Raw genomic sequence first — 24,817 nt, 5'->3', positions numbered from 1 at the left:
CCTTGGAGCCCCCATGACCGCTTACGACCTGCTCAAGACCCTGGTCGGCTTTGCCACCGTGTCTCGACAGTCCAACCTCGAACTGATCACCTTCGTCGAGCAATGGCTCGACCAGCACGGGGTGGAGCACTGGCGGGTCTCAAGCGACGACGGCTCCCGCGCCAACCTGCTGGCACGCATCGGTCCAGCCGTCCCAGGTGGGGTCGTGCTGTCGGGCCATACCGACGTGGTGCCGGTCACCGGCCAGCCCTGGTCTACCGACCCCTTCACCCTGACCGCGGGTGAAGGCGCCAACAGCGAGCGCCTGTATGGTCGCGGCACCTGCGACATGAAGGCCTTCATTGCCTGCGCATTGGCCGAAGTACCGCGCTGGAGCCAGCTCGAACTTGAGGTGCCGATCTGGCTGGCCCTGTCCTACGACGAAGAAGTCGGCTGCGTTGGCGCCCCGCGCATGATCGAAAGACTGATGGCCGAACACCCCCGCCCCGCTGCGGTCGTGGTGGGTGAGCCGACGCTGATGTCACCGGTGGTGGCACACAAGGGAGCCACCAACTTCCGCACGACCGTGATCGGCCGCGAGGCTCACTCCAGCCAGGTGTATCAAGGCGTCTCGGCCATTCACGTGGCCGCTCGTCTGGTCACGCGCATCGAAGACGTGATGGCAGAGCTGAAGGAAGAAGGACGTGTGGATGAAGCGTTCAGCGTGATCCACTCCAGCCTGCACGTCGGCAAGATTGAGGGTGGTACCGCCATCAACATCATGGCCCGCCGCTGCACCTTCGAGTGGGAAATACGCCACCTGCCCACCGACGACGCGGAGGAACTGCTGGCCCGTGTCGAGGCCACCGCCCGCACCCTGGAGAGCGCCATGCAGGCACGCGCTCCCGAGGCGTCCATCACCACCGAGCGCCTCAATACCACCGTGCCTGCCCTGGCCGACCGCGACAATCGCGAGGCCCTGACCCTATGCCGCGAACTACTGGGCGACAGCCCTGACGGCGCCGCCGTGGCCTACGCCACCGAGGCCGGTCAATTTCAGCTGGCCGGACTGCCCACCGTCATTTGCGGCCCCGGCAGCATCAGCCAGGCCCATCAGCCGGACGAGTACATTGAACGCCCCCAGCTGGATGCCGGCAGCGACTTCATGAGCGCTCTCGGCCAACGCCTGAGGAAGCGCCAGCCATGAGCCAGACAACGCGCCTTGGGCCGGCTCGTCTTGCCATCTTCAAGACCGGGGACAGCTTTAGTGACGTGGTTCAGCACCACGGTGATTTCGAGGATCTGTTCATCGCTCGCCTGCAAGGCTTTCGCCAACAGGGCGGCATCATCGAGGTCATCGACGTGCGCCACGCCTCGCTGCCGGCGGTCTCTGACCAGGACGGCGTCATCGTGACCGGGTCCCACGCCATGGTCTCCGACCAGGCACCTTGGAGCGAGGCGCTCAAACCCTGGCTACGTAGTGCTTGGCAGGCGAACCTGCCGCTGTTCGGGGTCTGCTACGGCCATCAGCTGATGGCAGATGCCTTTGGCGGCGTGGCCGGCTATCACCCGTCTGGTCGTGAATGCGGCACCCGGCTGCTGACGCTGACCGACGAGGGACGCAAGGATCCGCTGTTCGCCAGCCTGCCCGAGCGTTTCAACGCCCAGCTGACCCATGCTCAGAGCGCCCTGACGCGGCCGCCGCAGTCCATGATACTGGCCGCCAACGACCACGACCCCTATCAAGCCCTGCGTCATGGTCCGCGCCAGTACAGCGTGCAATTTCACCCGGAGTTCACCCCCGCCGTGACCGCCGCTTACCTGGCCCACCAACGAGAGGTGCTCGCCGACCAGGGGGAAGATCCTGACGCCTTGCACCAGGGGCTGCGCGATACACCAGAGGCCAGCAGCCTGCTGGACGCCTTTGCGCTGAAGATGGTGATCAGCGACTAGCCGCCGATGTGACCCCCAGCCGTCGCCCCGTGGGCCCTGCCAGGGTCGCGAGCCGAATGCACTGCGACAACATCGTCTGCGAACGCAAGAAGGCCGGTGGATATCCACCGGCCTTCTTGCGTTGTCGACATGACTTCTGTCTAGATCGCGTCAGATGGCTGTCGCTGCGGCATCAGCCGAGCACTGACGTTGCGACCGCTACCTGCGGCCACCTGGCGGTGGCCGCAGGTGCTCAGGCGCGGGACTGACGGCGTACCGGCGCATCGTCATCGCGACGACGACGCGGGGCGCGGTCACCGCTGCGCTCTCCAGTACGGTCTCCATTACGGTCTCCACCACGATCACCACCGCGATCTTCACTGATTTCCAGCGGGCGACCGGCGACGCGAGCACGCGCCATCTTGGCCAGGATGCTGGCCGGCAGGCCGTTGGGCAGCTCAACCGTGGAGAAGCCGTTGCGAATATCGATGCGACCGATGCGGGCACCTTCGATACCGCCTTCGTTGGCCAGGGCTCCGACCAGCTGACCCGGCTTGACGCCGTCCTTGTGACCGACGGACACGCGGTAGCGGGTCATGCCTTCGCTGGGTCCGCGGCTCTCGCGGCGACGCGGCGGCTTGCCATCGCGTGGGGCGCGATCATTGCGCTCCTTGCGCGGAGCCTGCAGGCGACCGATCGGAGCCTCATCAGCACGGGCCAGAGCCGAGAAGGCACAAGCCAGATCGATCGGGTCATAGCCTTCCTCGACCAGACGCTCGACCAGCGCACGCTGCTCTTCGGCACCCTTGGTGACGGCGGCAATCACGCGCTGGTGGAAGACGTTGTCACGATGGGCGCGGATAGCGGCCTCGTCGGGCAGCTCCATGGCCAGCATCTTCTGGCCGGTGGCCTGCTCCAGCCAGCCCACCTTGCGGCCTTCACGGAAGCCGGCAAAGGTGATGGCGACACCGTCACGACCCGCACGGCCAGTACGACCGATACGGTGCGTGTAGGCTTCGGCATCCTGGGGCAGATCGTAGTTGATGACGTGGGTGATACGCGGCACGTCGAGACCACGCGCGGCCACGTCGGTGGCGATCAGCACGTCGACCTTGGCACGCTTGAGGCGCGTGATGGTGCGCTCGCGCAGGCTCTGATCGAGGTCGCCGGACAGGCTGGCCACGTTGACGCCACGGGCAGACAGCTGCTCCATCAGAGTGGTACAGGCGGCACGGGTACGCACAAACACAATAGCGGCGTCGACCGGCTCGACCTCGAGGATACGCGACAGTGCTTCCAGCTTGGCGCCGCCATCGACACGCACCAGGCGCTGCTCGATGCTTTCCGCGGTGGTGGTACGCGCTTCGATGGTGACCTTGACCGGATCCACCAGGTAGCGGTTGACGATGCGCTCGATCTCGTTGGGCAGGGTCGCCGAGAAGAACACGCGCTGGGCATCTTCAGGGGTGTCGGCAACGACACGCTTGACGTCGTCGATGAAGCCCATGCGCAGCATTTCGTCGGCTTCGTCCAGCACCAGGGCGCTGAGACCAGACAGCTTGAGGCTGCCACGGTCCAGGTGGTCAATCACACGGCCAGGCGTGCCGACGACGACCTGAGCACCACGGCGCAATGCGCTGAGCTGCTCGCGATATTCCTGACCGCCACACAGCGTTGCCACTTCCAGTCCCTTCAGGTTCTGGCCGTACTTGCTGAACGATACCGCTACCTGCTGGGCCAGCTCGCGGGTTGGCGCCAGTACCAGTACCTGAGGCTCACGACGATCCATCTCGAGGCGCGAGAGCAAGGGAAGAGCGAAGGCAGCGGTCTTGCCGGTGCCGGTCTGGGCCTGGCCCAGCATGTCGCGGCCTTCCAGCAGGGCTGGAATGGTCTGCGCCTGAATGGGCGAGGGAGTCTCATAGCCCAGGGTCTCGATGGCGGAGAGAACGGCAGGCAGCAGGGCCAGATCACCGAAAGACGGTGAAGCGACAGTCGTCGAGGTCATGAATCACACCTTGGTAGGCCGGGGTTACCGGCAAAAAAACGTGGTTGGCGTCCCTGACACGCCCAATTTCGGGGCGAACAGAACGACGTCGCTCTACGCAACGCAGAGCAAGGTCAACATGTCAGTTGTCAGCATTCGGAGTCTGGGACGCCGGTCGCACCTGGCATCGGCTCAAGCAACGGACACGTCGTCCGTTCAAGAACCATCGTGGCGACCGTTTGCACCGCGGCCGTCGGAATCGACGTCGAGTGCTCCATCTTCACAATTCGAACGCGCTTGGCGCGTTGCAGCATCTGTGTGCTCGCGATATCCGTGGATATCGGAGGTCGCTGCGTCATGATGGTGGGGTCAACACATGCGAGGAGCGCGCATGCTACCATCGGCGAATGGTTCTTGCCACATCTTTTGTGAGCCATTCACCCAATTCCCCGTTTCGGAGACATCGATGCCCCACCTATGGGTCGACGCCGACGCCTGCCCCAGAGTCGCTCGCGACATCATCGTGCGCGCGGCCGAACGCACGGCTACCCAGGCCTGGTTCGTGGCCAACCACCAGATCCCGCTACCGCCCTCCAAGTGGGTCAAGGCCATGGCGGTCAGCCACGGCTTCGATGCGGCCGACAACGAAATTGTCAGCCGCATTGCGCCAGGCGATCTGTTGATCACGGCGGATCTTCCCCTGGCCCTGGAGGCGCTCGACAAGGGCGCCATGGTCATGACCAACCGTGGTGAGACGCTGGATCGCAATAACATCAAGGCAAGGGTCCAGATGCGGGACTTCATGGAAACCCTGCGCGCCAGTGGCGAGCACACCGGAGGCCCCAAAGGTTACTCGGACACCGACCGGCGCGAATTCGCCAACGCGCTGGACCGCTGGCTGGCACGTCACGCCAGGCCCTAGCAGGCGGCGCTTGAGCAGGACTATCCGCGCTGGTAGATACCTTCGCCCTTTAGCCGTGCCCTGTCATGCTGGCGATCCAGCGTCAGGGCCGGTCCCTTCGGCACGATGCGATTGGGATTGATGGTGACGTGGCTCATATAGTAGTGGCGCTGAATGTGCTCCATGTTGACCGTGTCGGCGATGCCCGGCCACTGGTAGAGCTCACGCAGGTAGTGACTCAGGTTCGGATAGTCCTCGATGCGATAGAGATTGCATTTGAAGTGGCCATGGTAGACCGCGTCAAACCGAACCAGGGTGGTAAACAGGCGAATATCGGCCTCGGTCAACCAGGCGCCCGCCAGGTAGCGATGATTGGCCAAGCGTGATTCCAGCCGGTCCAGGCAGGCAAACAGTGCCGAGACCTGGCGTTCGTAGACCGCTTGATCGGTGGCAAATCCCGCCTTGTAGACGCCATTGTTGACGTTTTCATAGACGTCGGCGTTGATCTCGTCGATGGTGTCGCGCAAGAACTCGGGATAGAGATCGTTGCGGTTGCCGGTCAGCGCATCAAAGGCGCCGTTGAACATCCGCACCAGCTCTGCCGACTCATTGTTGATGATTCTGCCCTGCTGCTTGTCCCACAATGCAGGCACGGTCACTCGACCGGTGTAGTGTGGGTCGGTCAGGGTGTAAAGCTGATGGTGAAAGCTCACGCCATTGACCGAGTCACCGCTGGATCCCTCCGCCTCGTTGTAGCTCCAGCCATTCTCGAGCATCAGCGGGCTGGTGAACGACACACCAATGAGTGACCTCAACCCCTTGAGTTGTCGCATGATCAAGGTACGGTGCGCCCAAGGACAGGCCAGCGAAACGTACAGGTGGTATCGATCCGACTCAGCCGGTACCCCCGTGACGCCCTGTGGACCCTGGCTACCATCGGCGGTCACCCAGTCCCGCAACTTGGCCGACTCCCGCACAAACTCGCCCCCGGTGCTGTCGGTGTCATACCACTGATCCCGCCACACGCCATTGACCAGCAAGCCCATCGCCATCTCTCCTCGATATGGTGTCACATGGCAGCAGCTTACGACGCACTGCGTCGACGACAAGCGCAGCTTTTACGGCGAATCGTCCGATTTTTTCGAATGACCGTGCGTATCGGAGGCCCCATCACAGCGGCGAACCGCCCGCCGTAGATGCTCTGCCATGGCTCTGGTGGCAGGTCCTGCACGATCCGCATCTCGATGGAACAGCTGAATGGGAACATCTCGCACGCCCCCCGCCTGCAGCGGCAGGGCCTTTAGCCTGCCGCTATCCAACTGCCGGCGAATACGAGTCTCGGGCAACCAGGCGAAGCCCAGGCCGTGTTCGAGCATCTCCAGAGACGTGGCGATGTGACTCACGGTCCACCGCTGCTCGGCCTTGAGCCAGCCCGAATCTCGCGCGGCCCGCTGGGAGGAGTCCCGCACGACCACCTGACGGTGATGTTCCAGATCGCGCAGGTCCAGCAACCTGTCCAGCCCATGCAAGGGATGGTCGGGGTGGGCCACCGCGATGAACGGCACGCTGACCAGCGGCTCCCCCAGGTAGCCGGGTGCAGGCAGGCCAGAGACCAGCAGATCGGCACGTCCATCCTGCAACATCTCGACGCCGCCGTTGAGCACCGACTCATGCAACTGCAGCCTGACCTGAGGAAAGGCGTCGGAAAACGCCTCCATGGCGCGCGCCAGTGCCTCTGGGGGATAGATCTGATCGATGCTCAGGACCACTTCCGCTTCGAGTCCCTCCCGCAGTCGCGCTGCTATGTCGGCCAAGGCATCCGATCCCTCCAGCAGCTGCCGGGCGCGGCGTAGCAGCAGCGCGCCCTCCTCGGTCAGTCTGACTTGCCTCCCCACCGGTTCGAGCACCTTCACACCGAGCTGTTCTTCCAGTTTGTGTACGGCGTGGTTCAGCGTTGATGGGCTCTTGTGAATGGCGTCAGCTGCGCGCGCAAAACCGCCGTGGTCAACAACGGCGGCGAGCATCTGCCATTGAGCAAGCGTCACACGGGACATCCTGGCACCTTATGTTTCGTCGTTGGTACAAAGCATGCCAGCCGCCATGACTTTTTGACATGGATCACCAACATTCGCTTTCTCGGTCGCCAGCGAAACCCTCCTGCAACTCAGTCAACTTTGGACACCCGACATTGGCCGCCAGTATGGCAACGGCTGGTACCATCAAGCGCTCTTCTCCGCCGTTTTGATGGCTTGAGGTATGAAGAAGACCATCACGCCCGGCACGGCATAAAGAACTACGACTTTACGGGGGGTTGCAAAGTTTCTGTAGCAAGGGTCCAATAGACAGCAGTTAATAAACAGCGTTCGAGAAAAATGCGGCCGCTGCTTTTCCTCCTATAAGCGCTTCTGGGCACAGTAAGTCCCAGCCTAAGCGCCCTTCCTGTATGGCCATACAGTCTAGCGATACCGCCTTCCATGGGGTATGGTGCGATAGCCTATATATATTTACCTTCATCACTTTTTTTATGGCCTTTTACCCATGATGCGAATCCTTCATTCGCTGCCCCGCACGCACAAGCTGCTGCTTTTACCCGTTGCCACCATGGTCACAGTGCTGGGCGCCCACAAGATCGTCACCACCTACGAAGATGTCCAGCGCGACAACCAGTCGCTGGAGTCTGTCCTGGTTCCCCTCGACAGCAGCGCCACCCCAGGGCTGCCGTCTCTGGACTTCGAGCGAACACCTGTCGCCGAAGCCATCGACCTCGCACTCGACGCCACCAGCCAGCACATCCCGATTTCACAGCTCAAGGCGACAGAAATCGTCGACATCGACTTCGTCGATACTGCCCACGCTGACGTCAAGTTTGAAAACGCCATGCGTTCATCGTCGGGGCTACCGCCGCTGTCCTTACAGTCCACCCGCTCGCTCTCTGGCGCCGCAGCTTCATCAACCGCGGCGCCAGTTGCTTTGGAAGGCCCCGAGCAGGCACCGGCCTTCAAGCTCGACGAAGGCTCACTGCATATCGCGGTGGTGCTGGGCACCGTCGCCAGCGGGATGCTGGAACAGCAGTCACTCGATGTCGCCAGCGACGCCACCTCTTACGAAGACGTGAGCGAAGACGAGCTGGAGCTGTTCGATGAAGGCCCGATCGTGCTGGAAGAGGAAATCGCGGCCAACGAACCCTTCGTGCCGACCTGGCAGACCTACCGCGTGCGCCAGGGCGATACCTTTGCAGAAATGGCTGAAAAGACGCTGGGCCTGGGCTACAGCGAGGTCATGGCGCTGCTGGAAGACCTGCCCGACCAGAATGTCCTGACCCGCTGGCGGGTTGGCAATACCTTTGAATACCAGCTCGATGAAGATGGTCGCCTGCAGGCTCTGCGCATCATGAAGAACGTGCGCGACGGCTACCTGATTGAGCGCGAGGCTGAAGGGTTTGACGTTGCCACGATCGAGCGCGCGGGAGAGTCCTCCCAGCGCCTCTACGCGGGCACCGTCAGCGGCAGCTTTGCACGCTCTGCCGAAGCCGCCGGCCTCAGCCGCGCCGAAGTCGCCGAAATGGCACGGGTACTCGAGAAGAAGCTCGACTTTCGCCGCGACACGCGTCGTGGGGATGGCTTCAGGGTGCTGGTGGAATCCGACATCATCGATGGGCAGCGCCTCGACCCCCGCGTCCTGGCGGTTTCCTACTCCGGCGAGCGCATGGATCTGACCCTGGTGCGCAACCCCGAAGACAACAATTTCTATACGCCTGAGGGCCAGAGCCTCGATCCGGCCTTCAATCGCTACCCCTTCTCGGGCAGCTATCGCATCAGCTCCAACTTCAACCTGCGTCGCCACCACCCGGTGACAGGGCGCATCAGCCCGCACAAGGGCACCGACTTCGCGATGCCGATCGGCACCAGCGTCGAAGCTCCCGCCAATGGTCGCGTCGAAAAGGTCGGTAACCACCCCGCCGCTGGTCGCTACATCGTGATTCGTCACGACAATGGCTACAAGACGCGCTACCTGCACCTGTCGCGCCCGCTGGTCAGCACCGGCCAGCGCGTCACCATGGGCGAGCGCATTGCGCTGTCCGGCAACACCGGACGCAGCACCGGCCCTCACCTGCACTATGAAGTGATGGTCAGCAACAACCAGGTTGACGCCATGCGCGTGGCGCTGCCGGAGAACCAGAGCCTGTCCGGGCAGGCCCTGGCCGCCTTCCAGCAGGAAACCGGCCCCACCCTGGCAGCCCTCGAGACCGCCAAGCCAGGCTCGGAGGTCGCCCTGGCAGAAGAGCTGAGCGACAACGACAGTTAAGGAAATGCTCTGAATACGACAAGGCCCTGCCTCCTAGGCAGGGCCTTGTCGTTGGGACGTATCGAACATCGCCGCACCAACCCTAGCGACGTGCCATGCATCAACAGGCATCGCTCGTCACGACAGCAATGACCCTAGCCGCAATGGCCCTAGCCACGCCCGCGCCAGTAATCCATTCGCCGCGTCAGCTGATCTTTCCAGTGCTGTGCCAGCGCCTCTACCTGACGTAGTTCAGCCATCACCTCCAGCGCCGCTCGACGGTCTTCCAGCACGCGCCAGCAGGACGCCACTGTCCACGCCTGCGGTCCCCGCTCGACCACATGGATCTTTGGCTGGGCCGGCACCCAGCCTTCTTCCAGCACTCGATACAGCCATCCCATACGGGCATCCCGCATGAACGCTCGTGCCAAGCCAGGCTGACCGGTGCGAGCATCCACCTTGGCACATGGTTGGCGCGGCTGTGACACCTGAACCAGGGCTTCCCCGATGCGATAGACATCGCCAATTCTGACCTGTCTCTCGTCGGCGCCTTGGCTTGAGATGTTTTCACCAAGCACCCCTGGCCGGAACATCTCACGGGCCGCGGGAAATCGCTCGCACCAGTGCTGGTGGTGATCGGCGGCGTAGTGGCAAAGCGCGCGATCCTCTCCACCATGATCCACCTGGTTGGCCTGGCTATCGTCTGTCAGACCAGACCGTCCAAGCCACTGGGGACTGGCCGCCAATACCTTGAAAATGCCGCTCTTCTCGCCAAAGCCTGGCAACATCTGGGGCTCACTGACGTAGGGCCCCTGAACATCACTGAACATGGTCTTGCTCCCCTGCTGCGGGTCATTGGGAGTTGCCGCGCCGCCGGCGCGGGACGGGCACATGGCGTCCTGCCTGGCGCCAGCGTCCCGTGTCGTTCTATCCGCTCAAGCCCACGGACGGTGGGGGCTGGCTGAACGCATCATCATCCAGCAGCTGCATGCCTTGCTCGATATCCGCCGTCAGCGCCTGGCAGAATGCCTCGCTATCACCCTCGCGCAGGGCCTGCGTCATCTCGCGATGGTGGTCATCGGCGATACCCGAGCCGCCCCAGCGGGTACAGATGAAGCCCATGCTCGGTCCGTACTGCTGCCATAGCTGCTCGACCAACGGCAGCAGCACCGCAGATCCACTGAGCCGATAGATCAAGAAGTGAAAGGCGTGGTTACCCCGCATGTAGCGCCGCAGATCACCCGCCTCAATGGCGCGATTGATGCTGTCATCCAGCGCTTCCAGCGCCTCCATGTGGCAGCTCTCGATAGACGGAAACGCCTGGCGGGCAAGCTCGCTCTCAAGACTGCGGCGAGCGAACAGCACTTCAACAAAGCGCTCACGACTGAGGTAGGGAACGATGATCTTGCGACTGTCGACGAATTGCAGCGCACCTTCGCTGACCAACCAGCGCACGGCCTCACGGGCGGGCATGGCACTGGTGTCATAGCAGGCCGCAACCCCACGTATCGACAGGACATCGCCGGGACCGAACTCCCCCTCGCACAGTCGACGACGCAAATCCTGATGGATGCGCATCGAGGCCGTGTCCGGCTGAAATGCAGGCGCCGACGCGCCCACAGGGCTGGGCCCAGTAACGATGTCTGCCGTTGTCGGTGTTGCAGGCCGAGCCTGATTCATGGCGCTCCTCGGTCGTGATGGCGGCGAAGTGGCGGCCGCACAGCTATCGTCGTCCAGCCTAGCCTAACCGAGCGCGCCCGCCTACCACCGCTTGGCCCAGGAGGACGAGCCACCACCAACGTTAGGCCGCGCAGAGATCTGGCGAAGCGTCATTAGCCAGTAGCAACAGAGGAGAAGGAAGGCGTGATGCACACGCCTCTTGCTTGTGCGCTGTGGAGCTTGCTGCTAGTGTGATCACACCATGTGATCACACTAACAATGACACCGTGACGTCCCCGGAGGCCCCATGGCACAACCGCGCTGCGCATCCTACTACTCGGCAACCCTCCATCAGGAAACCCACTACCCTGTCGTGGAGGGGGAGCATAGCGTTGATGTAGCGATCATCGGCGGCGGCTTTACCGGCATCAACACGGCATTGGAACTGGCGGAGCGCGGCTACCGGGTGGCAGTGATCGAAGCCAACAAGATCGGCTGGGGCGCCACCGGTCGCAACGGCGGCCAGGTCACTGGCAGTCTCTCCGGCCAGGACGCCATGCTCAAGCAACTCAGCGGCCCCCTTGGGCGTGAGCAGGCCGAAAACTTCGTGTGGGATCTACGCTGGCGCGGTCATCGCATCCTGCGCCAACGCGTCGAACGCTATAGCATTGATTGCGACCTTAAATTCGGCCACCTGCATGCGGCCTATCAGCCAAGCCATCTGGACGAGCTGAAGCGTGACGTGGACGCTTCACAGGGCCACGACATTGCCCAGCACCTGTCGCTGCTGGATGCACAGCAGACACGTCAGCTCGTTGGTACGACGCTCTATCACGGCGCCGTGCGCAACGACTACAACATGCACCTGCATCCTCTCAACCTGTGCCTGGGCGAGGCGCGGGCCATCGAATCCCTGGGTGGGCTGCTGTTCGAGGGCTCCCAGGTGACCGACATTGTGCACGGCGATACCCCTTGCGTGATCACCGATCGCGGACGTGTCCATGCCGCCAGCGTGGTGCTCGCCGGCAATGCCTACCACCGCCTCGAGCGCAAAGCGCTCAAGGGCAAGCTGTTTCCCGCGTCGCTGGGCATCGTCACAACGGCGCCGCTTAGCGCCGAACAGCGCCAGGCCATCAATCCTCAGGACCTGGCCGTCTATGACACCCGCTTTGTGCTCGACTATTACCGCCTGACCGCCGACGGCCGTCTACTGTTCGGCGGCGGTGCCAACTATTCCGGCAAGGCAAGCCAGGACATCGGGGCAGAGTTACGGCCGCGCCTCGAACACACCTTCCCGCAGCTCGCCGGGGTAGCACTCGACTACCAGTGGCAAGGCCAGGCCGGCATCGTCATCAACCGCATTCCCCAGCTGGGAAGACTGTCTCCCAATGTGTTCTATGCCCAAGGCTACTCTGGCCACGGCATCGCCACCTCGCACATCGTCGGCAACATCATGGCAGCAGCGGTCAGCGGCCAGCTCGAAGAATTCGATCTGTTTGCCAATATGCGCCACTGGCGTATTCCGGTCAGCGAGCGTATCGGCAATGGCCTGCTGGCGGCCGGCATGTGGTACTACCAGCTCCGCGAGAGACTTCGCTAAGACCTAAGACCTACCCCACAAAACAACGATGCCATGACGCCACGCTCCTGAACCAACAACAATGAATGCCCAGGAGGCTCCCCATGCAAGATCTGTTTCCCGCTGACGGCTGGCTAGTCCTGCTGCCCACCGTCGTTGTTCTGCTGCTCGCGCTATGGAGTCGGCGGGCCCTGGAACCGCTGGTGGCAGGCGCCTTCGTCGGCGCTCTGCTGATTCAGCCGACCGGTGCACTATCCACCCTGGCAGACAGCCTGTTGACGGTACTTACCGACGAGGACGTGGCCTGGGTCATCGCGGTGTGCGGCCTGATGGGGTCGATCATCGCGCTGCTGCTGAAGTCCGGGGCCTCCCGCTCCTTCGCCCATAGCCTGCTGCGTTTCATCACCAACAAGCCGAGGGCGCTGCTGGGCTGCTGGTTCATGGGTATCGTGCTGTTCGTTGACGACTACCTCAACTCCCTGGCCGTCGGTACCTCAATGCGTCAGGTGACGGACCGCTTCAAGACATCTCGCGAAATGCTGGCCTATGTCATCGACTCCACCGCCGCCCCGGTCAGCGTGCTGATCCCCATCTCGACCTGGGCGGTATTCTTTGGTGCGTTGATCGAGAAGAACGGCCTGGCCCCGGACGGACAGGGCGTGTGGGAGTACATCCAAGCGATTCCCTTCATGTTCTACCCATGGATCGCCGTGGCCATGGTGCCGCTGGTCGCCTATGGCAAGATTCCCCTGTTTGGCCCGATGAAGAAAGCCGAGCTGCGCGCCCAGAATGAGGGCCTGTGCGTGCCGCCTGGGGCTGAGCATATCGATGACGAGATCGGGCACCTGGAGGCCAAGCACCAGACTCGCAGCAGCATCTGGATGTTCCTGCTGCCGATGGCTTCCCTGGCATTCTTTACCTGGTACTTCGACCTCGACTTCCTGATGGGCATCTTCGTCACCCTGGCCGGCATGATTGTCGCCTTCATCGGCCTCAAGAAGCTGTCACCGGGAGAAACCTTCGACAATATCCTGGAGGGCTTCAAGTCGATGCTGGATGCCCTGGCGGTGCTGGTGGCCGCCTTCATGTTCAATGACGTCAACACCACGCTTGGCTTGAATGAATACATCATCACCACGGTCGAGCCACTGATCAATGCCCAGATTCTGCCCTTTGTCATCTTTGCGCTGATGGGTTTCGTGTCGTTTGCCACGGGCTCCAACTGGGGGGTGTTCGTCATCATCCTGCCCATCGTCACGACGCTCGGGCATAACCTCGGCGCTGACATGACGCTGGTGATCGGGGCCACCCTGTCAGCCAGTACCTTCGGCAGCCACGCCTGCTTCTACTCGGATGCCACGGTACTGACCGCTCAGGCGAGTGGCTGCACGCCCTTTCAGCATGCCTTCACCCAGTTGCCCTACGCCGCACTGGCGGGCATGCTGGCCGGCCTTCTCTATCTGGCACTGGGGTTCATGTGACGACATCATCTCCCACCAGCTTCTGGTCCGGCGCTCTTGAGGGGGCGCCACATCACCCACCGCTCGAGACCCATGCCAAGGCCGACGTGGTGATCATCGGGGGAGGCTTCAGCGGGCTATGGACGGCTTACTACCTCAAGACGCTGTCCCCGGACATGGATATTCGCGTGCTGGAAGCGCGCCATGTGGGGCACGGAGCCTCGGGCCGCAATGGCGGCTGGGCCATCGGCAGCCTGGCCGGACTGGGACGCCATCTGACGGGACACTCCACCGAGCAGAGACAGGCGCTGTGCGACCTGCTGGCCGACAATGTCGATGCCATCGGCGCGACCCTCACCCAGGAAGGTATAGATGCCGACTTCCACAAGGGCGGCGCGCTCTATGTGGCTGCCCGTTACCCCGCTCAGGAGGCGCTGCAACGGGACTACCGCGAGCACATGCTGGCACTCGGCCATCGGGCCGAGGACTGTCAGTGGCTGACGGCGGAGGAACTCGAGACCAAGGCGCGCTTCCAGCGGCCCTTTGGCGCCCTCTTTCACCGCCAGGTCGCCAGTCTTCACCCCGGCAAGCTGCTGCGTGGGCTGGCACAACGCCTGACCGACATGGGCGTGGCGCTGCACGAGCACAGCCTGGTGGACCAGATTGACGGTGGCCGTGTGACCACATCCCGCGGCAGCGTGACCGCGGCGATGACGGTAGTGGCCACCGAAGGCTACAACACGCTGCCACAGCTGCGTCCCCACCTGGTGCCGGTGTCCAGCCTGGTGATCGCCACCGAGCCGCTCAGCGCGCCCCAGTGGGAGGCCATCGGACTGCATGATCGCCCCACCTTCGCCGACGCCAGCCGCCTGATCAACTACGGTCACCGCAGCCGCGACGGCCGACTGATCTTCGGCGCCCGGGGGCACTATCCCTACAAGGCACTGCCACGCCATCAGACCGCCATCAGCAGCGCTGACATTGCCATGCGCAAGGCACTGCTGCAGTCGCTGTTTCCTGATCTTGGCGAGGTGACCATCAGCCACGGCTGGGGGGGAACCCTCGGCCTCTCGCGCAGTTTTCGCCCCCACGCCATCATGGATCGTCGCGAGGGCATCGCCACCCTGGGGGGCTATGCCGGTGAAGGCGTGGCCGCCAGCCACCTGATGGCCCGCTCGCTGGCGGAGCGGATACTCAAGCTGGATACGCCACGTACCAGGGCACCTTGGGTCTGTGACGGCGCATTAACCTCGCTGCTCAAGCGCTGGGAGCCAGAGCCGCTGCGCTGGCTCGGCGCCAAAGGCATGACTCTGACCTACGCCGCCGAGGAGGCACTGCTGGCCAGACAGCGCCATCTCCCCTTGGTAAGCCCCGCTCTCGCTCGACTCAACGATACCTTTGCCTCGTTGATCGAGTAGTTCCGACAGGAGAACCCCATGCTGATCATCCACAGTGACGCTACTCGCCACCGTCGTACCAGGACGGAGCTGTTTGCCGGGCAGCTCGTTGCCCCCTTTGAGTGTCCTGAACGAGTGGACTACATCATCGACCGGGCCAGGGCCGAACAGCTGGGCGAGATCAGGCCGCCAGACAGCCATGGGCTCGAGCCGGTACTGGCCATTCATGACAAGGGATACATCGACTTCCTGGAAGTCGCCTGGCGCGATTGGCAGGCGGCCGGCTACGAAGGAGAAGCCATCCCCAACATATGGCCCACTCGGCGAATGCCAGGCGGCCCCATTCCTCGCCATATCGAAGGGCGCCTGGGCTACTATGCGCTGGCCGGCGAGACCTCGTTGACCGCGGAGACCTTCGAAGCGGCACTGCTGAGCAAGGACATTGCCCTGACCGCACTGGACCATGTGCTTGCCCACGGCGAGCCAGCCTTCGCGCTGTGTCGTCCTCCCGGTCACCATGCCGCCCGCGACCAGTACGGTGGCTACTGCTTTATCAATAACGTGGCGGTTGCCGCGCAGCAGGCTCGCCATCGCGGATGTGAGCGCGTGGCCATTCTCGATATCGACTTTCACCATGGCAACGGCACGCAGGACATCTTCTATGAGCGCAGCGACGTGCTGACGCTGTCGCTGCATGGGGATCCCATGGACGAGTTCCCCTATTTCCTCGGCTTTGCCAACGAAACGGGGCGCGGCGAAGGCAGCGGCTTCAACGTCAATTACCCGCTGCCTAGCGGCACCGACTTCCCCAGCTGGCTGCAGGCGCTGGAGGATGCCACCGGCAAGGTACGCCACTTTTCCCCGGAGCTTTTGATCATCGCCCTTGGCGTGGACACCTTCGAAAACGACCCGATCAGCTCCTTCACCCTCAAAAGCGAGGATTACCTGGAGATCGGCGCGCGAATCAAGCGCCTGGGCCTGCCGACCCTGTTCGTCATGGAAGGCGGCTATGCCGTGGAGGAAATTGGCATCAACGCGGTGAACGTGCTGAAAGGCTTCGATGCCGCATAGCGCGACAGCCCAAGGCAGAGACGTAAGGAAGCCTTCGGGAAAGAGGACGCGGAGGACATTCAACCCTGTCCTGTACGCCGGGGCGCAACGCTAACGACTTTCGCGCGCCTCCGGCGGCGCCTCACAAAGCATTCTGCATACTATGTGAATGATGACAAAACAGTGACATGCACCGTCAGTCGGTTGCCACTGACAACGCCAGCCTCCACACGGACCGGTGTCGCCAGAACACCCAAGGATGCCCTCACCTACGCGCCAAACCGCGCCGACCTCAATCGCTCTGGTTCTATGCGCTCTAGTCCCAAATGACCCCGGCCAACGGCACTGCGAGTGTGCGGCCAGGACCGGCGACTCGGCCTGCTGCGCCACTACTCCGGAACATCGACACCGTCACGATCACACTCCCAAGCAACAACACACGTAGAAGCCCAAGCCCCCACAACAGCAATGACAACAGGATCCGGCTTATGACACAGCAACGCTCCTCCAGCCTTCCCGAAGCCCATGACGGCCAGGACAGTGGGCTCAAGCGCATTCTTGGCCTGCCCGCCCTGGTCTTCTTCGGCCTGGCCTACATGGTCCCGCTGACGGTCTTTACGACCTACGGCGTGGTCACCGACATGACCGCGGGCCATGTCCCCATGGCCTATATCGTCACCCTGGCAGCCATGTTCTTCACCGCCTATAGCTACGGCAAGATGGTCGAGCACTATCCTACCGCTGGCTCTGCCTATACCTACACGCGCCGCTCCTTCGGCGGACGCGTCGGCTTCATGGTCGGCTGGGCACTGCTGCTCGACTACATCTTCCTGCCGATGATCAATTACCTGGTCATCGGCATCTACATGAAGGAATACTTCCCGGCGGTCGACCAGCATGTCTGGGTGCTGGGCGCCATCGTGGCTGTCACAGCACTGAATATCCTCGGCATCAAGCTGGTGGCCAAGATGAACCTGATCATCATCGCCTTCCAGTTCGTGTTTCTGGCGACCTTCATCGCCATATCGCTGAAGGTGATCGGCAGCGGCGAGCCCCCCTCGCTGCTGGCCCCCTTCCACAGCGAAAGCCTCCAGTGGGCCAGCGTGATTGGCGGCGCTGCCATCCTGTGCCTGTCCTTCCTCGGCTTCGATGCGGTATCGACACTGTGTGAAGAAACTCGTGAGCCCAAGCGCGATATTCCGCGCGCCATCATGCTGTGCACGCTGATCGGTGGCGGCCTGTTCATCCTCGCCTCCTATGTGGGCCACCTGGTTTTCCCGGACTACCAGAGCTTCGGCAGTGTCGACTCGGCCGCCGTCGACGTGATGCGCCGCGCCGGCGGCAGCTTCCTGGTGACCTTCTTCACCGCCGCCTATGTCGCTGGCTGCTTTGCCTCGGCCATGGCGGCCCAGGCCAGCGTCTCGCGCATCCTGTTCGCCATGGGACGAGACAAGGTGCTGCCCAAGGTATTTGGCAAGGTCAGCCAGCGCTACGGTACGCCGCTGGGCTCTACCCTGATCGTGGGTGGAATCTCGATGATGGCGCTGGTCATCAGCCTTGAACTCGCCGCCACCATGATCAGCTTCGGTGCGCTGGTGGCGTTCTCCTTCGTCAACCTGTCGGTGATCAAGCACTACCTGGTGGACGAACATCTGCTGCAGCCCAGGAACCTGCTGCGCTATGGCGTGATGCCCAGCGTCGGCTTCCTGTTGACCATCTGGCTATGGTCGAGCCTTTCAGGGCATACCTTCCAGGTGGGCTTGACCTGGGTGGCGGTGGGCTTTGCCTACCTGCTTTACCTGACCCGCATGTTCAAGCACGACGTGCCGGACCTGGAGCTGAAGGAGAACTGAGAGGTTGTTGAGAGGTTTTGAGAGAGGGCTGAGAAAGCGCTGGGGCGAACCGAGAAGGAGGATGGCGAGCTCCTGTTCTTCTCCGACATGGCATTGAATCCTGCCGGAGACTCACTCTACCAACTGGTGGGCAATACCGGAGAGGTGCTGGCTTTCGACGTTGCCGAAAATGGCAGCCTGTCCCTGCGTGAAAGCTCAGGCGGACTGCCGACCCTCGGTACTTACGGCTTGGTGGTACTGGAAGACGGGTGATCCGTGAGTCTGACGCTGCTGGCCCGCGGGGGCCAGCCAGCGCATGTCGCTTACTGGAAGTGCAAGTTCAAGCGACCGATCTGGTAGAGATCGTGCAGGTAGACATCGAGCTTGTAGACCAGGTGAGTCGCGACGATCAGCCCGACGATCAGCGCCAGCAGCACCGCCGGCTCGTTGGCCCAGGCCAGAGTGGGTGATGCCAGCTGGTAACCCACGGTGTAGATCGCCAGTCCCCCAAGTGCCAGCACTGACAGGCACAGCACGGTAATCACCAGGATCATCAGCCCGCGAATATCCCGCGCAGGGGGCGTTGTCTTCCAGCGGGCAAGGTGGCGCACCATGATACTGCCATTGGTCACAATCTGCCGACGCCGCCGCAGCAACTGCGCCGCATTGACCGGTTCTCCTTCCCGAGCAAAGGCAGCGAGCACGACCCGGGGGTCGAGTCGATCACCCAGGCGCGAGCGCACCGCCGCCTCGAATGCCGTGCGGTCCCCGCCTTCCCTTACCTGACGAGCCAGCCCCGATAACTCCGCCAGCCCCTCCTCATCCAACCCCGGACGCTTCTCGAAGTCGGCGAAGTGCTGTTCATAGTAGATGTAATACACCTGATAGATCGACAGCAGAACGGCGAGATAGATCGCTACGTACAGGGCAATGGAAGACATCGGGATTCCTCAGTGAATGGCAGACCCGGCCAAGACAGCCTCGCGATGGGCCGTGATGGCCCAAAGATTCACATTATGAGAATCAATCCAGCCAGGCGGAATTGGCTATTTTGCCGCACCTAGACCTAGACCTAGACCTAGACCTAGCACCTGACACCTGGCACCTAGACCAAGCACCTCGCACCCTGCGACCGCTCGTTCGACATCCCACCAGAGAGCGGCACGGCACCCTTTACGCGAAAGCCCCCGCCGGCAGACCGACGGGGGCTTTCGCGACACTGCGAGCGATACGAGCGCGCTACAGCGCTCGCCCAGGCTCTCTTCACTCGGGCAGCTTGTAGGCCATCACATAGTCACCGATGGTAGTACCGATGGAGCCGTGGCCACCTGCGACCAACACGACCATCTGCTCACCCTTGCTATTGAGATAGGTCATCGGCGTGGCCTGGCCACCGGCCGGCAGACGCGACTCCCACAGCTGCTCTCCCGTCGTCAGATCGTAAGCGCGGAAGTAGTCATCCACGGCCGCCGCCAGAAACGCCACGCCGCCATCGGTGATCACCGGGCCACCGATGCCAGGAACCCCCATCTTGAAGGGCAGCGGCAACGCGGTCATATCCTCGATGGTGCCATTCTTGTGCTGCCAGGCCACCTCGCCGGTGCGCAGGTCGGTGCCCGCCACATAGCCCCAGGGAGGCTGCTGACAAGGTACACCCAGCGGCGACAGGAACGGCTTCATTTCTACCGCGTAGTCCGCTCCGGCGTTTTCATTAAGGCCTTGCTCGCCCTGGTTGGTCTCGCCAAGGTCGGCACCTTCCTTCGGCACCAGGGTGCTGGTGAAGGCGAGATACAGCGGCATGCCGAACATGACCTGACGCTTCGGATCCACCGCGACGCTGCCCCAGTTGAAGACACCGAAGTTACCGGGGAACACGATGGTGCCCTGCTCTGACGGAGGCGTGTACTGCCCTTCATAGCGCAGCGAACGGAACTGGATGCGACAGATCATCTGGTCGACCAGTGTACCGCCCCACATGTCTGCCTCGCGCAGCGTCGGCGGACGGAAGTTGAGCGCCGACTTGGGCTGGGTCGGGGCCGCAAAGTCACCCTCGATGGTGCCCTGAGGGGCCGGCTCTTCGGTGATCGGGAAGATCGGTTCGCCCGTAGCACGGTTCAATACATACACATCACCTTGCTTGGTCGGTACCACCAGGGCCGGTTGCATGCCCTCGTCGGTGTCCAGATCGACCAGGCTCGGCTGAGCCGGCGTGTCCATATCCCACAGATCGTGGTGGACGAACTGCTGCACCCACTCGACCTCACCGCTGTCGAGACGCAGTGCCACCACGGAGGTGGCGTAGGTCTCTTCCGCCTCGCTGCGGAACTGGCCCAGCTGATCGGGCGTGCGGTTACCCATAGGGAAGTAGATCAGGCCCAGCTCTTCATCGGCACTGGCCACCGACCAGCTGTTGGGCGAGCTGGTGGCGTAGGTCTCATCTTCGGCGATCGGCGCGGTCTCCTGTGGATTACCGGAATCCCAGTTCCAACGCAGTTCACCGGTCCTGGCATCGTAGGCACGGATGACACCGGAAGGTGAGTTAACCGCATAGTTGTCGTTGACCGCGCCGGCGACCACCACCAAGCCATTGGCCACTACGGGGGGCGAGGTGGAGTAATAGAAGCCAGACTGCTTGAACGGCATATTGTGCATCAGGTCCAGCTCACCGTTATCGGCGAAGTTCTCGCACAGTGCACCGGTCGCCGGATCCACCGCCAGCAGGCGAGCATCAGAGGTCGGCATGAACAGTTGAGCGTCGCACTGAATTGGCTCAAGGGACTCGGAAGGAGCGTCCATCACCGCCACATCCAGAGCGTCTTCATCTCCGCTGGCTGGCGGCAGATAGGAAACGCCACGACAGGTCTGGTGTTGACGCGAACTTTCCGCCGGAACCTTGGCGTCGTACTGCCACAGCTTCTCACCGCTATCGGCATCGAGTGCTACCAGCCAGTTATGAGGCGTGCACAGGAAAAGGCCATTGCCAATCTTCAGCGGCGTGGCTTCGTAGGTGGTCTCTCCAACATCGTCAGGGCCCTTGAGGTCTCCCGTCTGATATTGCCAGGCCAGCTCCAGATCTCCCACGTTCTCGGGAGTGATCTGGTTCAGCGGCGAATAACGCTGACCAAGATTGTTACGCCCGTAGGCATGCCAGCTGGCCTCGGGAGAGTCGCCCAGGTCAGGAGACTGCACGACCTCGTCTTCATTGAGACGGCCGTCGATGCGGTGAGCATCCACCGCGATGCTGCCCAGAAGGCCGACACCCAGAATGGCCCATACCGGCAGCAGCACCGCCGTACCAACACGCTTGCCGGCACGAGAGGGCCACAGCAGCGGAATGGCCAGCAGCATCAGCAGGCCCATGCGCGTCGCGAGGGGCCACCAGTCATAGCCCGACTCCCACAGCGCCCACACGGCAGTCGCCACCAGCAGACCGGCAAACAACAGCTGAGCCTGTACTCTACGGCGACGCAGCATGACGCCAACCGCCAGCAGGACGGCACCTGAGAGAGCGTAATACCAGCTTCCGCCCAGGGTGATCAGCCAGGCGCCGCCCCCCAGGAGCGATAGCCCCACCAAGGCGAAGATGAGGGAAACAATGATCATGATCCAAGGTCCTTGCGCTGAATCGTGTAAGTGGGCGGCATGTTAATTGATTAGCGTGAAAATTAACATGCCAGGTCCACTACACAGTGTAGGCACGGACGCTGACAAAGGAGTCAGTCAATGACGTCTTTTCTGTCATACCTGACGGCTAGCTCGCATCTCCGGTCGTCCACATGGCCCCGTCATCCTGCATTGACATCCGCTGTCATCCACCGTCATCACCTCTCACCACCCCCCATCAACACCAGCTGTCGCGCCGCTGGGGCCTGTCTCCCATGGACGCCAGCCTCGCCCCGAGGGCGTTCATCGCTGGCTGCCGCCCTTCATACCCGGCCCTCAGGCAGGTCATGGCCCACTTGGGCAGGTCATCGATCAACCGATAGTAAACCCACTGCCCTTCGCGACGATCGGCCAGCAACCCACAGCGACGCAATTCGGCCAGGTGCCGGGACACCTTGGGCTGGGAGAGCTGAAGGACGGTGGTCATTTCGCAGACACACAGCTCGCCCTCAGCAAGCAGCAGCAACATCACCGACAGACGGGTTTCCTCCGCCAGACATTTGTAGAGGCTAAGGGGGTCAAGCGGCGTCATCCTTTCTCCTGATGGCTAATGCGGTCCAGAACACGCTCCTTTCAGGCGCTGATGTGGGTGATAAGTGCATGACGGTCAGCGATGTGCCGTGCCCATCGCTGCCATGGGGCTACGCTTGCTCCGAGAGCGCAGTTTGATTCAAGCGCTACGCTCGCTCCAGGAGCTACGCTTACTCCAGGAGCTACGCTTTGCCCCTGAAGCGCGCCCGACCACGCCCGATCATGCCGCGGCCACGCCTGCCGTGTTGCCTCTGTCAGGCAGCGCCAAGGCCATCAAGGCGCTGGCCAGTACCAGTGCCGCCGCTACCCACAGGCAGGCCGAAAGCCCCTGCACCTGGTACAGCCAGCCCGACAACAGCGTACCCAACAGACGGCCCATGGCGTTAGCCATGTAGTAGAAGCCCACGTCCAAGGAGGCGCCGTCGGCCCGGGCGTAATGCACGATGAGATAACTGTGCCAACTTGAGTTGATGGCGAACAACACACCGAACAGCAGCAATCCAGCGACCAGCCAACCCACCTGGGCCAGCGGCAGCAGCGCCAGCACAACCGTCAAAGCTGCCAGCACCAGGGCCCACAGCACCGTTGTCCAGCGCTGCCCAAGGGCCACCATCCTCGTCAACCGGGGTGCCTGGGTCTGCACCCCGCCATAACCCATCACCCAGATGGCCAGCAAGCCCCCTACGGTCCAGTGACTCCAGCCATGCTGATCGTACAAAAACACTGGCAAGGCGACCACGAACCACACATCACGAGCGGCAAACAGACAGAGACGCGCCGCCGACAGCACGTTGATGGCGCGGGAAGCAGAGAACATCTCGGTGAACTTTGGCTTGCGCGTCGAGCGCCCCAGGTCGGCCTTTAGCCTGAGCAGCGACAGCCCCAGCACGGCAAGCAGCATCACTGCCATGGTGATCACCGCGCCGCGAAAACCGATGAGCGTCAACAGCACTCCACCCAGGAAGAAGCCTGCCCCCTTCAACGCGTTCTTGGACCCGGTCAGCAGCGCCACCCAGCGATACAGGGCGGAGTCGCTGCCCCCCTGGCCTGCCGGCACCAGCACCTTGACCGCACTCTTGGCACTCATCTTGTTGAGGTCCTTGGCGATGCCTGACAGAGCCTGAGCCGCCATCACCCAGGCAACGGTCAAGGCGCTTGAAGGCACCATCAACATGGCCAACGCCACGATCTGGAGCCCCAGACCAATATTCATGGTGCGATTGAGCCCAAGGCGAGCGCCCAGCCAGCCCCCCACCAGATTGGTCACCACGCCGAAGGCCTCGTAAAACAAGAACAGCAGGGCGACTTCCAGGGGCGAATATCCGAGCTGGTGAAAGTGCAGCACCACCAGCATGCGCAAGGCGCCGTCGGTCACGGTAAAGGCCCAGTAGTTGCCGGTGATCAGCAGATACTGGCGAACCTCGAACGGCAGCGCTCTCAGCCGAGACAGCAGCGAATCAGCCACGTCCCACCTTCAAGGCAAGCTCCGCGGTGCGGTTGGCGTATCCCCACTCGTTGTCGTACCAGGCGTAGAGCTTCAGCTGGGTGCCGTTGACCACCATGGTCGACAGCGCATCAATGATCGAGCTGCGCGGGTCGGTGCGATAGTCGATGGACACCAGAGGCTTCTCTTCATACCCCAGGATGCCTTTCAGCTGCCCCTCGGCCGCTTCCCTGAGTGCGCCGTTGACCTCCTCGACGGTCACCTCTCGCTCCAGCTCAAACACCATGTCCGTCAGCGAGGCATTGGCCAGCGGCACGCGAATGGCGTGCCCATTGAGCTTTCCTTCCAGCTCGGGAAAGATCGCGGTGATGGCCTTGGCCGAGCCCGTCGTGGTGGGGATCAGGCTCATGCCGCAGGCACGCGCTCGGCGCAGATCCTTATGAGGAGCGTCCAGAATCGTCTGGGTATTGGTAATGTCATGCACGGTGGTCATGCTGCCATGGCGAATGCCAAATCGCTCGAGCACCACCTTGACTACTGGCGCCAGGCAATTGGTGGTGCAGCTTGCCGCCGTCACAATGCGATGACTGTCCGCCTGGTACAGGTGATCATTGACGCCCATGACAACGTTGAGAACGCCCTGCTCCTTGACCGGCGCACTGACGACCACCCGCGCGACGCCCTGGGCGAGATAGGCGTCGAGCGTATCCCGCGTCTTGTGTTTGCCCGAGCACTCTACCACCACCTCGCAACCGGACCAGTCGGCTTGCTGGGGTGTCGGCGCGCGGCTGAAGGCCACCGGGCGTCCATCGAGGCGCAATTCGTCTTCCTGCCCCAGGACCCCCGTGCCCGGCGAGAAATGTCCATGTACCGAGTCAAATTCCAGTAGATGGGCAAAGGTCTCCGCATCCCCACCCGGGTCATTGACCCTCACCAGGGTCACCTCGCCGCTGACAATTCGCGGCCACAGGCTGCGCACTACCAGCCGGCCAATACGGCCGAAGCCATTGATACCAATACGTAAAGTCATAAGAGACTCGCTATCTTGTGAAGCGTTAAAAAGTACCGCTGCTAAACGTTGCTACAGAGCGGATTTTGGAAGACTCGACAGACCTGACGGCG

The 24,817-nt window shown here is 62.5% G+C and carries 20 protein-coding genes; 10 read left to right on the top strand and 10 right to left on the bottom strand.

Annotation, left to right across the window (positions count from 1 at the left end; all coding sequences use genetic code 11):
• Positions 1 to 13: 13 nt before the first annotated feature.
• Positions 14 to 1,186, top strand: a complete 1,173-nt coding sequence (argE, locus tag KUV41_RS08490) for an acetylornithine deacetylase (protein ID WP_222237350.1) — start codon at positions 14 to 16, stop codon at positions 1,184 to 1,186.
• Positions 1,183 to 1,932, top strand: a complete 750-nt coding sequence (locus KUV41_RS08485; RefSeq protein WP_222485562.1) for a glutamine amidotransferase — start codon at positions 1,183 to 1,185, stop codon at positions 1,930 to 1,932. Before argE ends, KUV41_RS08485 begins: the two co-directional genes overlap by 4 nt.
• A gap of 232 nt (positions 1,933 to 2,164) precedes the next feature.
• Here the strand turns inward: KUV41_RS08485 and KUV41_RS08480 are convergent, their stop codons facing one another.
• Positions 2,165 to 3,916 carry a DEAD/DEAH box helicase gene (locus tag KUV41_RS08480; protein ID WP_206942880.1) on the bottom strand — a complete coding sequence of 584 codons (1,752 nt, stop codon included), beginning with the start codon at positions 3,914 to 3,916 and terminating at the stop codon, positions 2,165 to 2,167.
• A 445-nt stretch (positions 3,917 to 4,361) separates the two neighbouring features.
• On the opposite strand from KUV41_RS08480, the gene KUV41_RS08475 reads away from it, so the two are divergent.
• Positions 4,362 to 4,817, top strand: coding sequence for a YaiI/YqxD family protein (locus KUV41_RS08475; RefSeq protein WP_206942882.1), 456 nt, complete (start codon positions 4,362 to 4,364; stop codon positions 4,815 to 4,817).
• 20 nt (positions 4,818 to 4,837) lie between these two features.
• On the opposite strand, the gene KUV41_RS08470 is transcribed toward KUV41_RS08475, so the two are convergent.
• Together KUV41_RS08470 and KUV41_RS08465 are read right to left on the bottom strand one after the other, a co-directional pair.
• On the bottom strand, positions 4,838 to 5,842 hold the full coding sequence (locus tag KUV41_RS08470; protein ID WP_206943177.1) for a glutathione S-transferase family protein: 1,005 nt from the start codon (positions 5,840 to 5,842) through the stop codon (positions 4,838 to 4,840).
• A gap of 72 nt (positions 5,843 to 5,914) precedes the next feature.
• Positions 5,915 to 6,850, bottom strand: coding sequence for a LysR family transcriptional regulator (locus KUV41_RS08465; RefSeq protein ID WP_206942884.1), 936 nt, complete (start codon positions 6,848 to 6,850; stop codon positions 5,915 to 5,917).
• A 484-nt stretch (positions 6,851 to 7,334) separates the two neighbouring features.
• On the opposite strand from KUV41_RS08465, the gene KUV41_RS08460 reads away from it, so the two are divergent.
• The gene (locus KUV41_RS08460) at positions 7,335 to 9,101 is read left to right on the top strand and encodes a peptidoglycan DD-metalloendopeptidase family protein (protein WP_206942886.1); all 1,767 of its coding nucleotides are present in this window, start codon (positions 7,335 to 7,337) and stop codon (positions 9,099 to 9,101) included.
• Positions 9,102 to 9,250: 149 nt separating this feature from the next.
• Here the strand turns inward: KUV41_RS08460 and KUV41_RS08455 are convergent, their stop codons facing one another.
• Positions 9,251 to 9,910, bottom strand: coding sequence for an MOSC domain-containing protein (locus KUV41_RS08455; protein WP_222485560.1), 660 nt, complete (start codon positions 9,908 to 9,910; stop codon positions 9,251 to 9,253).
• Positions 9,911 to 10,007: 97 nt separating this feature from the next.
• Positions 10,008 to 10,658: a GntR family transcriptional regulator gene (locus tag KUV41_RS08450; RefSeq protein ID WP_222485558.1), complete on the bottom strand. Its 651-nt coding sequence runs from the start codon at positions 10,656 to 10,658 to the stop codon at positions 10,008 to 10,010.
• 388 nt (positions 10,659 to 11,046) lie between these two features.
• Between KUV41_RS08450 and KUV41_RS08445 the strand changes: the two genes are divergently transcribed.
• From KUV41_RS08445 to KUV41_RS08420, 6 genes are all read left to right on the top strand, one after another.
• Positions 11,047 to 12,339 (top strand): NAD(P)/FAD-dependent oxidoreductase, encoded by a 1,293-nt coding sequence (locus tag KUV41_RS08445; protein ID WP_222485556.1) that lies wholly within the window; start codon positions 11,047 to 11,049, stop codon positions 12,337 to 12,339.
• Positions 12,340 to 12,422: 83 nt separating this feature from the next.
• Positions 12,423 to 13,799, top strand: a complete 1,377-nt coding sequence (locus KUV41_RS08440; protein WP_206942894.1) for a Na+/H+ antiporter NhaC family protein — start codon at positions 12,423 to 12,425, stop codon at positions 13,797 to 13,799.
• Positions 13,796 to 15,196: an NAD(P)/FAD-dependent oxidoreductase gene (locus KUV41_RS08435; RefSeq protein WP_222485554.1), complete on the top strand. Its 1,401-nt coding sequence runs from the start codon at positions 13,796 to 13,798 to the stop codon at positions 15,194 to 15,196. The genes KUV41_RS08440 and KUV41_RS08435 overlap by 4 nt, the downstream gene beginning before the upstream one ends.
• A gap of 18 nt (positions 15,197 to 15,214) precedes the next feature.
• The gene (locus tag KUV41_RS08430; RefSeq protein WP_222485552.1) at positions 15,215 to 16,246 is read left to right on the top strand and encodes a histone deacetylase family protein; all 1,032 of its coding nucleotides are present in this window, start codon (positions 15,215 to 15,217) and stop codon (positions 16,244 to 16,246) included.
• A 467-nt stretch (positions 16,247 to 16,713) separates the two neighbouring features.
• Complete coding sequence (locus KUV41_RS08425; RefSeq protein ID WP_222485550.1) at positions 16,714 to 18,078, top strand: APC family permease; 1,365 nt, start codon at positions 16,714 to 16,716, stop codon at positions 18,076 to 18,078.
• A gap of 87 nt (positions 18,079 to 18,165) precedes the next feature.
• Positions 18,166 to 18,330, top strand: coding sequence for a hypothetical protein (locus KUV41_RS08420; protein WP_222485548.1), 165 nt, complete (start codon positions 18,166 to 18,168; stop codon positions 18,328 to 18,330).
• 50 nt (positions 18,331 to 18,380) lie between these two features.
• On the opposite strand, the gene KUV41_RS08415 is transcribed toward KUV41_RS08420, so the two are convergent.
• The 5 genes from KUV41_RS08415 to KUV41_RS08395 form a co-directional block, all read right to left on the bottom strand.
• Positions 18,381 to 18,998: a hypothetical protein gene (locus tag KUV41_RS08415; protein ID WP_222485546.1), complete on the bottom strand. Its 618-nt coding sequence runs from the start codon at positions 18,996 to 18,998 to the stop codon at positions 18,381 to 18,383.
• A 322-nt stretch (positions 18,999 to 19,320) separates the two neighbouring features.
• Positions 19,321 to 21,660, bottom strand: a complete 2,340-nt coding sequence (locus KUV41_RS08410; RefSeq protein WP_206942905.1) for a glucose/quinate/shikimate family membrane-bound PQQ-dependent dehydrogenase — start codon at positions 21,658 to 21,660, stop codon at positions 19,321 to 19,323.
• A 238-nt stretch (positions 21,661 to 21,898) separates the two neighbouring features.
• A complete protein-coding gene (locus tag KUV41_RS08405) occupies positions 21,899 to 22,252 on the bottom strand; it encodes a metalloregulator ArsR/SmtB family transcription factor (protein WP_222485544.1) in 354 nt (117 codons plus the stop codon).
• Between the two features lie 219 nt (positions 22,253 to 22,471).
• Complete coding sequence (gene arsJ, locus KUV41_RS08400) at positions 22,472 to 23,716, bottom strand: organoarsenical effux MFS transporter ArsJ (protein WP_222485542.1); 1,245 nt, start codon at positions 23,714 to 23,716, stop codon at positions 22,472 to 22,474.
• Positions 23,709 to 24,725, bottom strand: coding sequence for an ArsJ-associated glyceraldehyde-3-phosphate dehydrogenase (locus KUV41_RS08395; RefSeq protein WP_206942911.1), 1,017 nt, complete (start codon positions 24,723 to 24,725; stop codon positions 23,709 to 23,711). Before KUV41_RS08395 ends, arsJ begins: the two co-directional genes overlap by 8 nt.
• Between the last annotated feature and the right edge of the window lie 92 nt (positions 24,726 to 24,817).

Origin of the sequence: Halomonas sp. DP8Y7-1, assembly GCF_019801685.1 — a bacterium.
Classification (GTDB): Bacteria; Pseudomonadota; Gammaproteobacteria; order Pseudomonadales; family Halomonadaceae; genus Halomonas; species Halomonas litopenaei_A.
The sequence above is the reverse complement of the archived record's forward strand: the minus strand, read 5'-3'. Positions and strand labels throughout refer to the sequence as shown.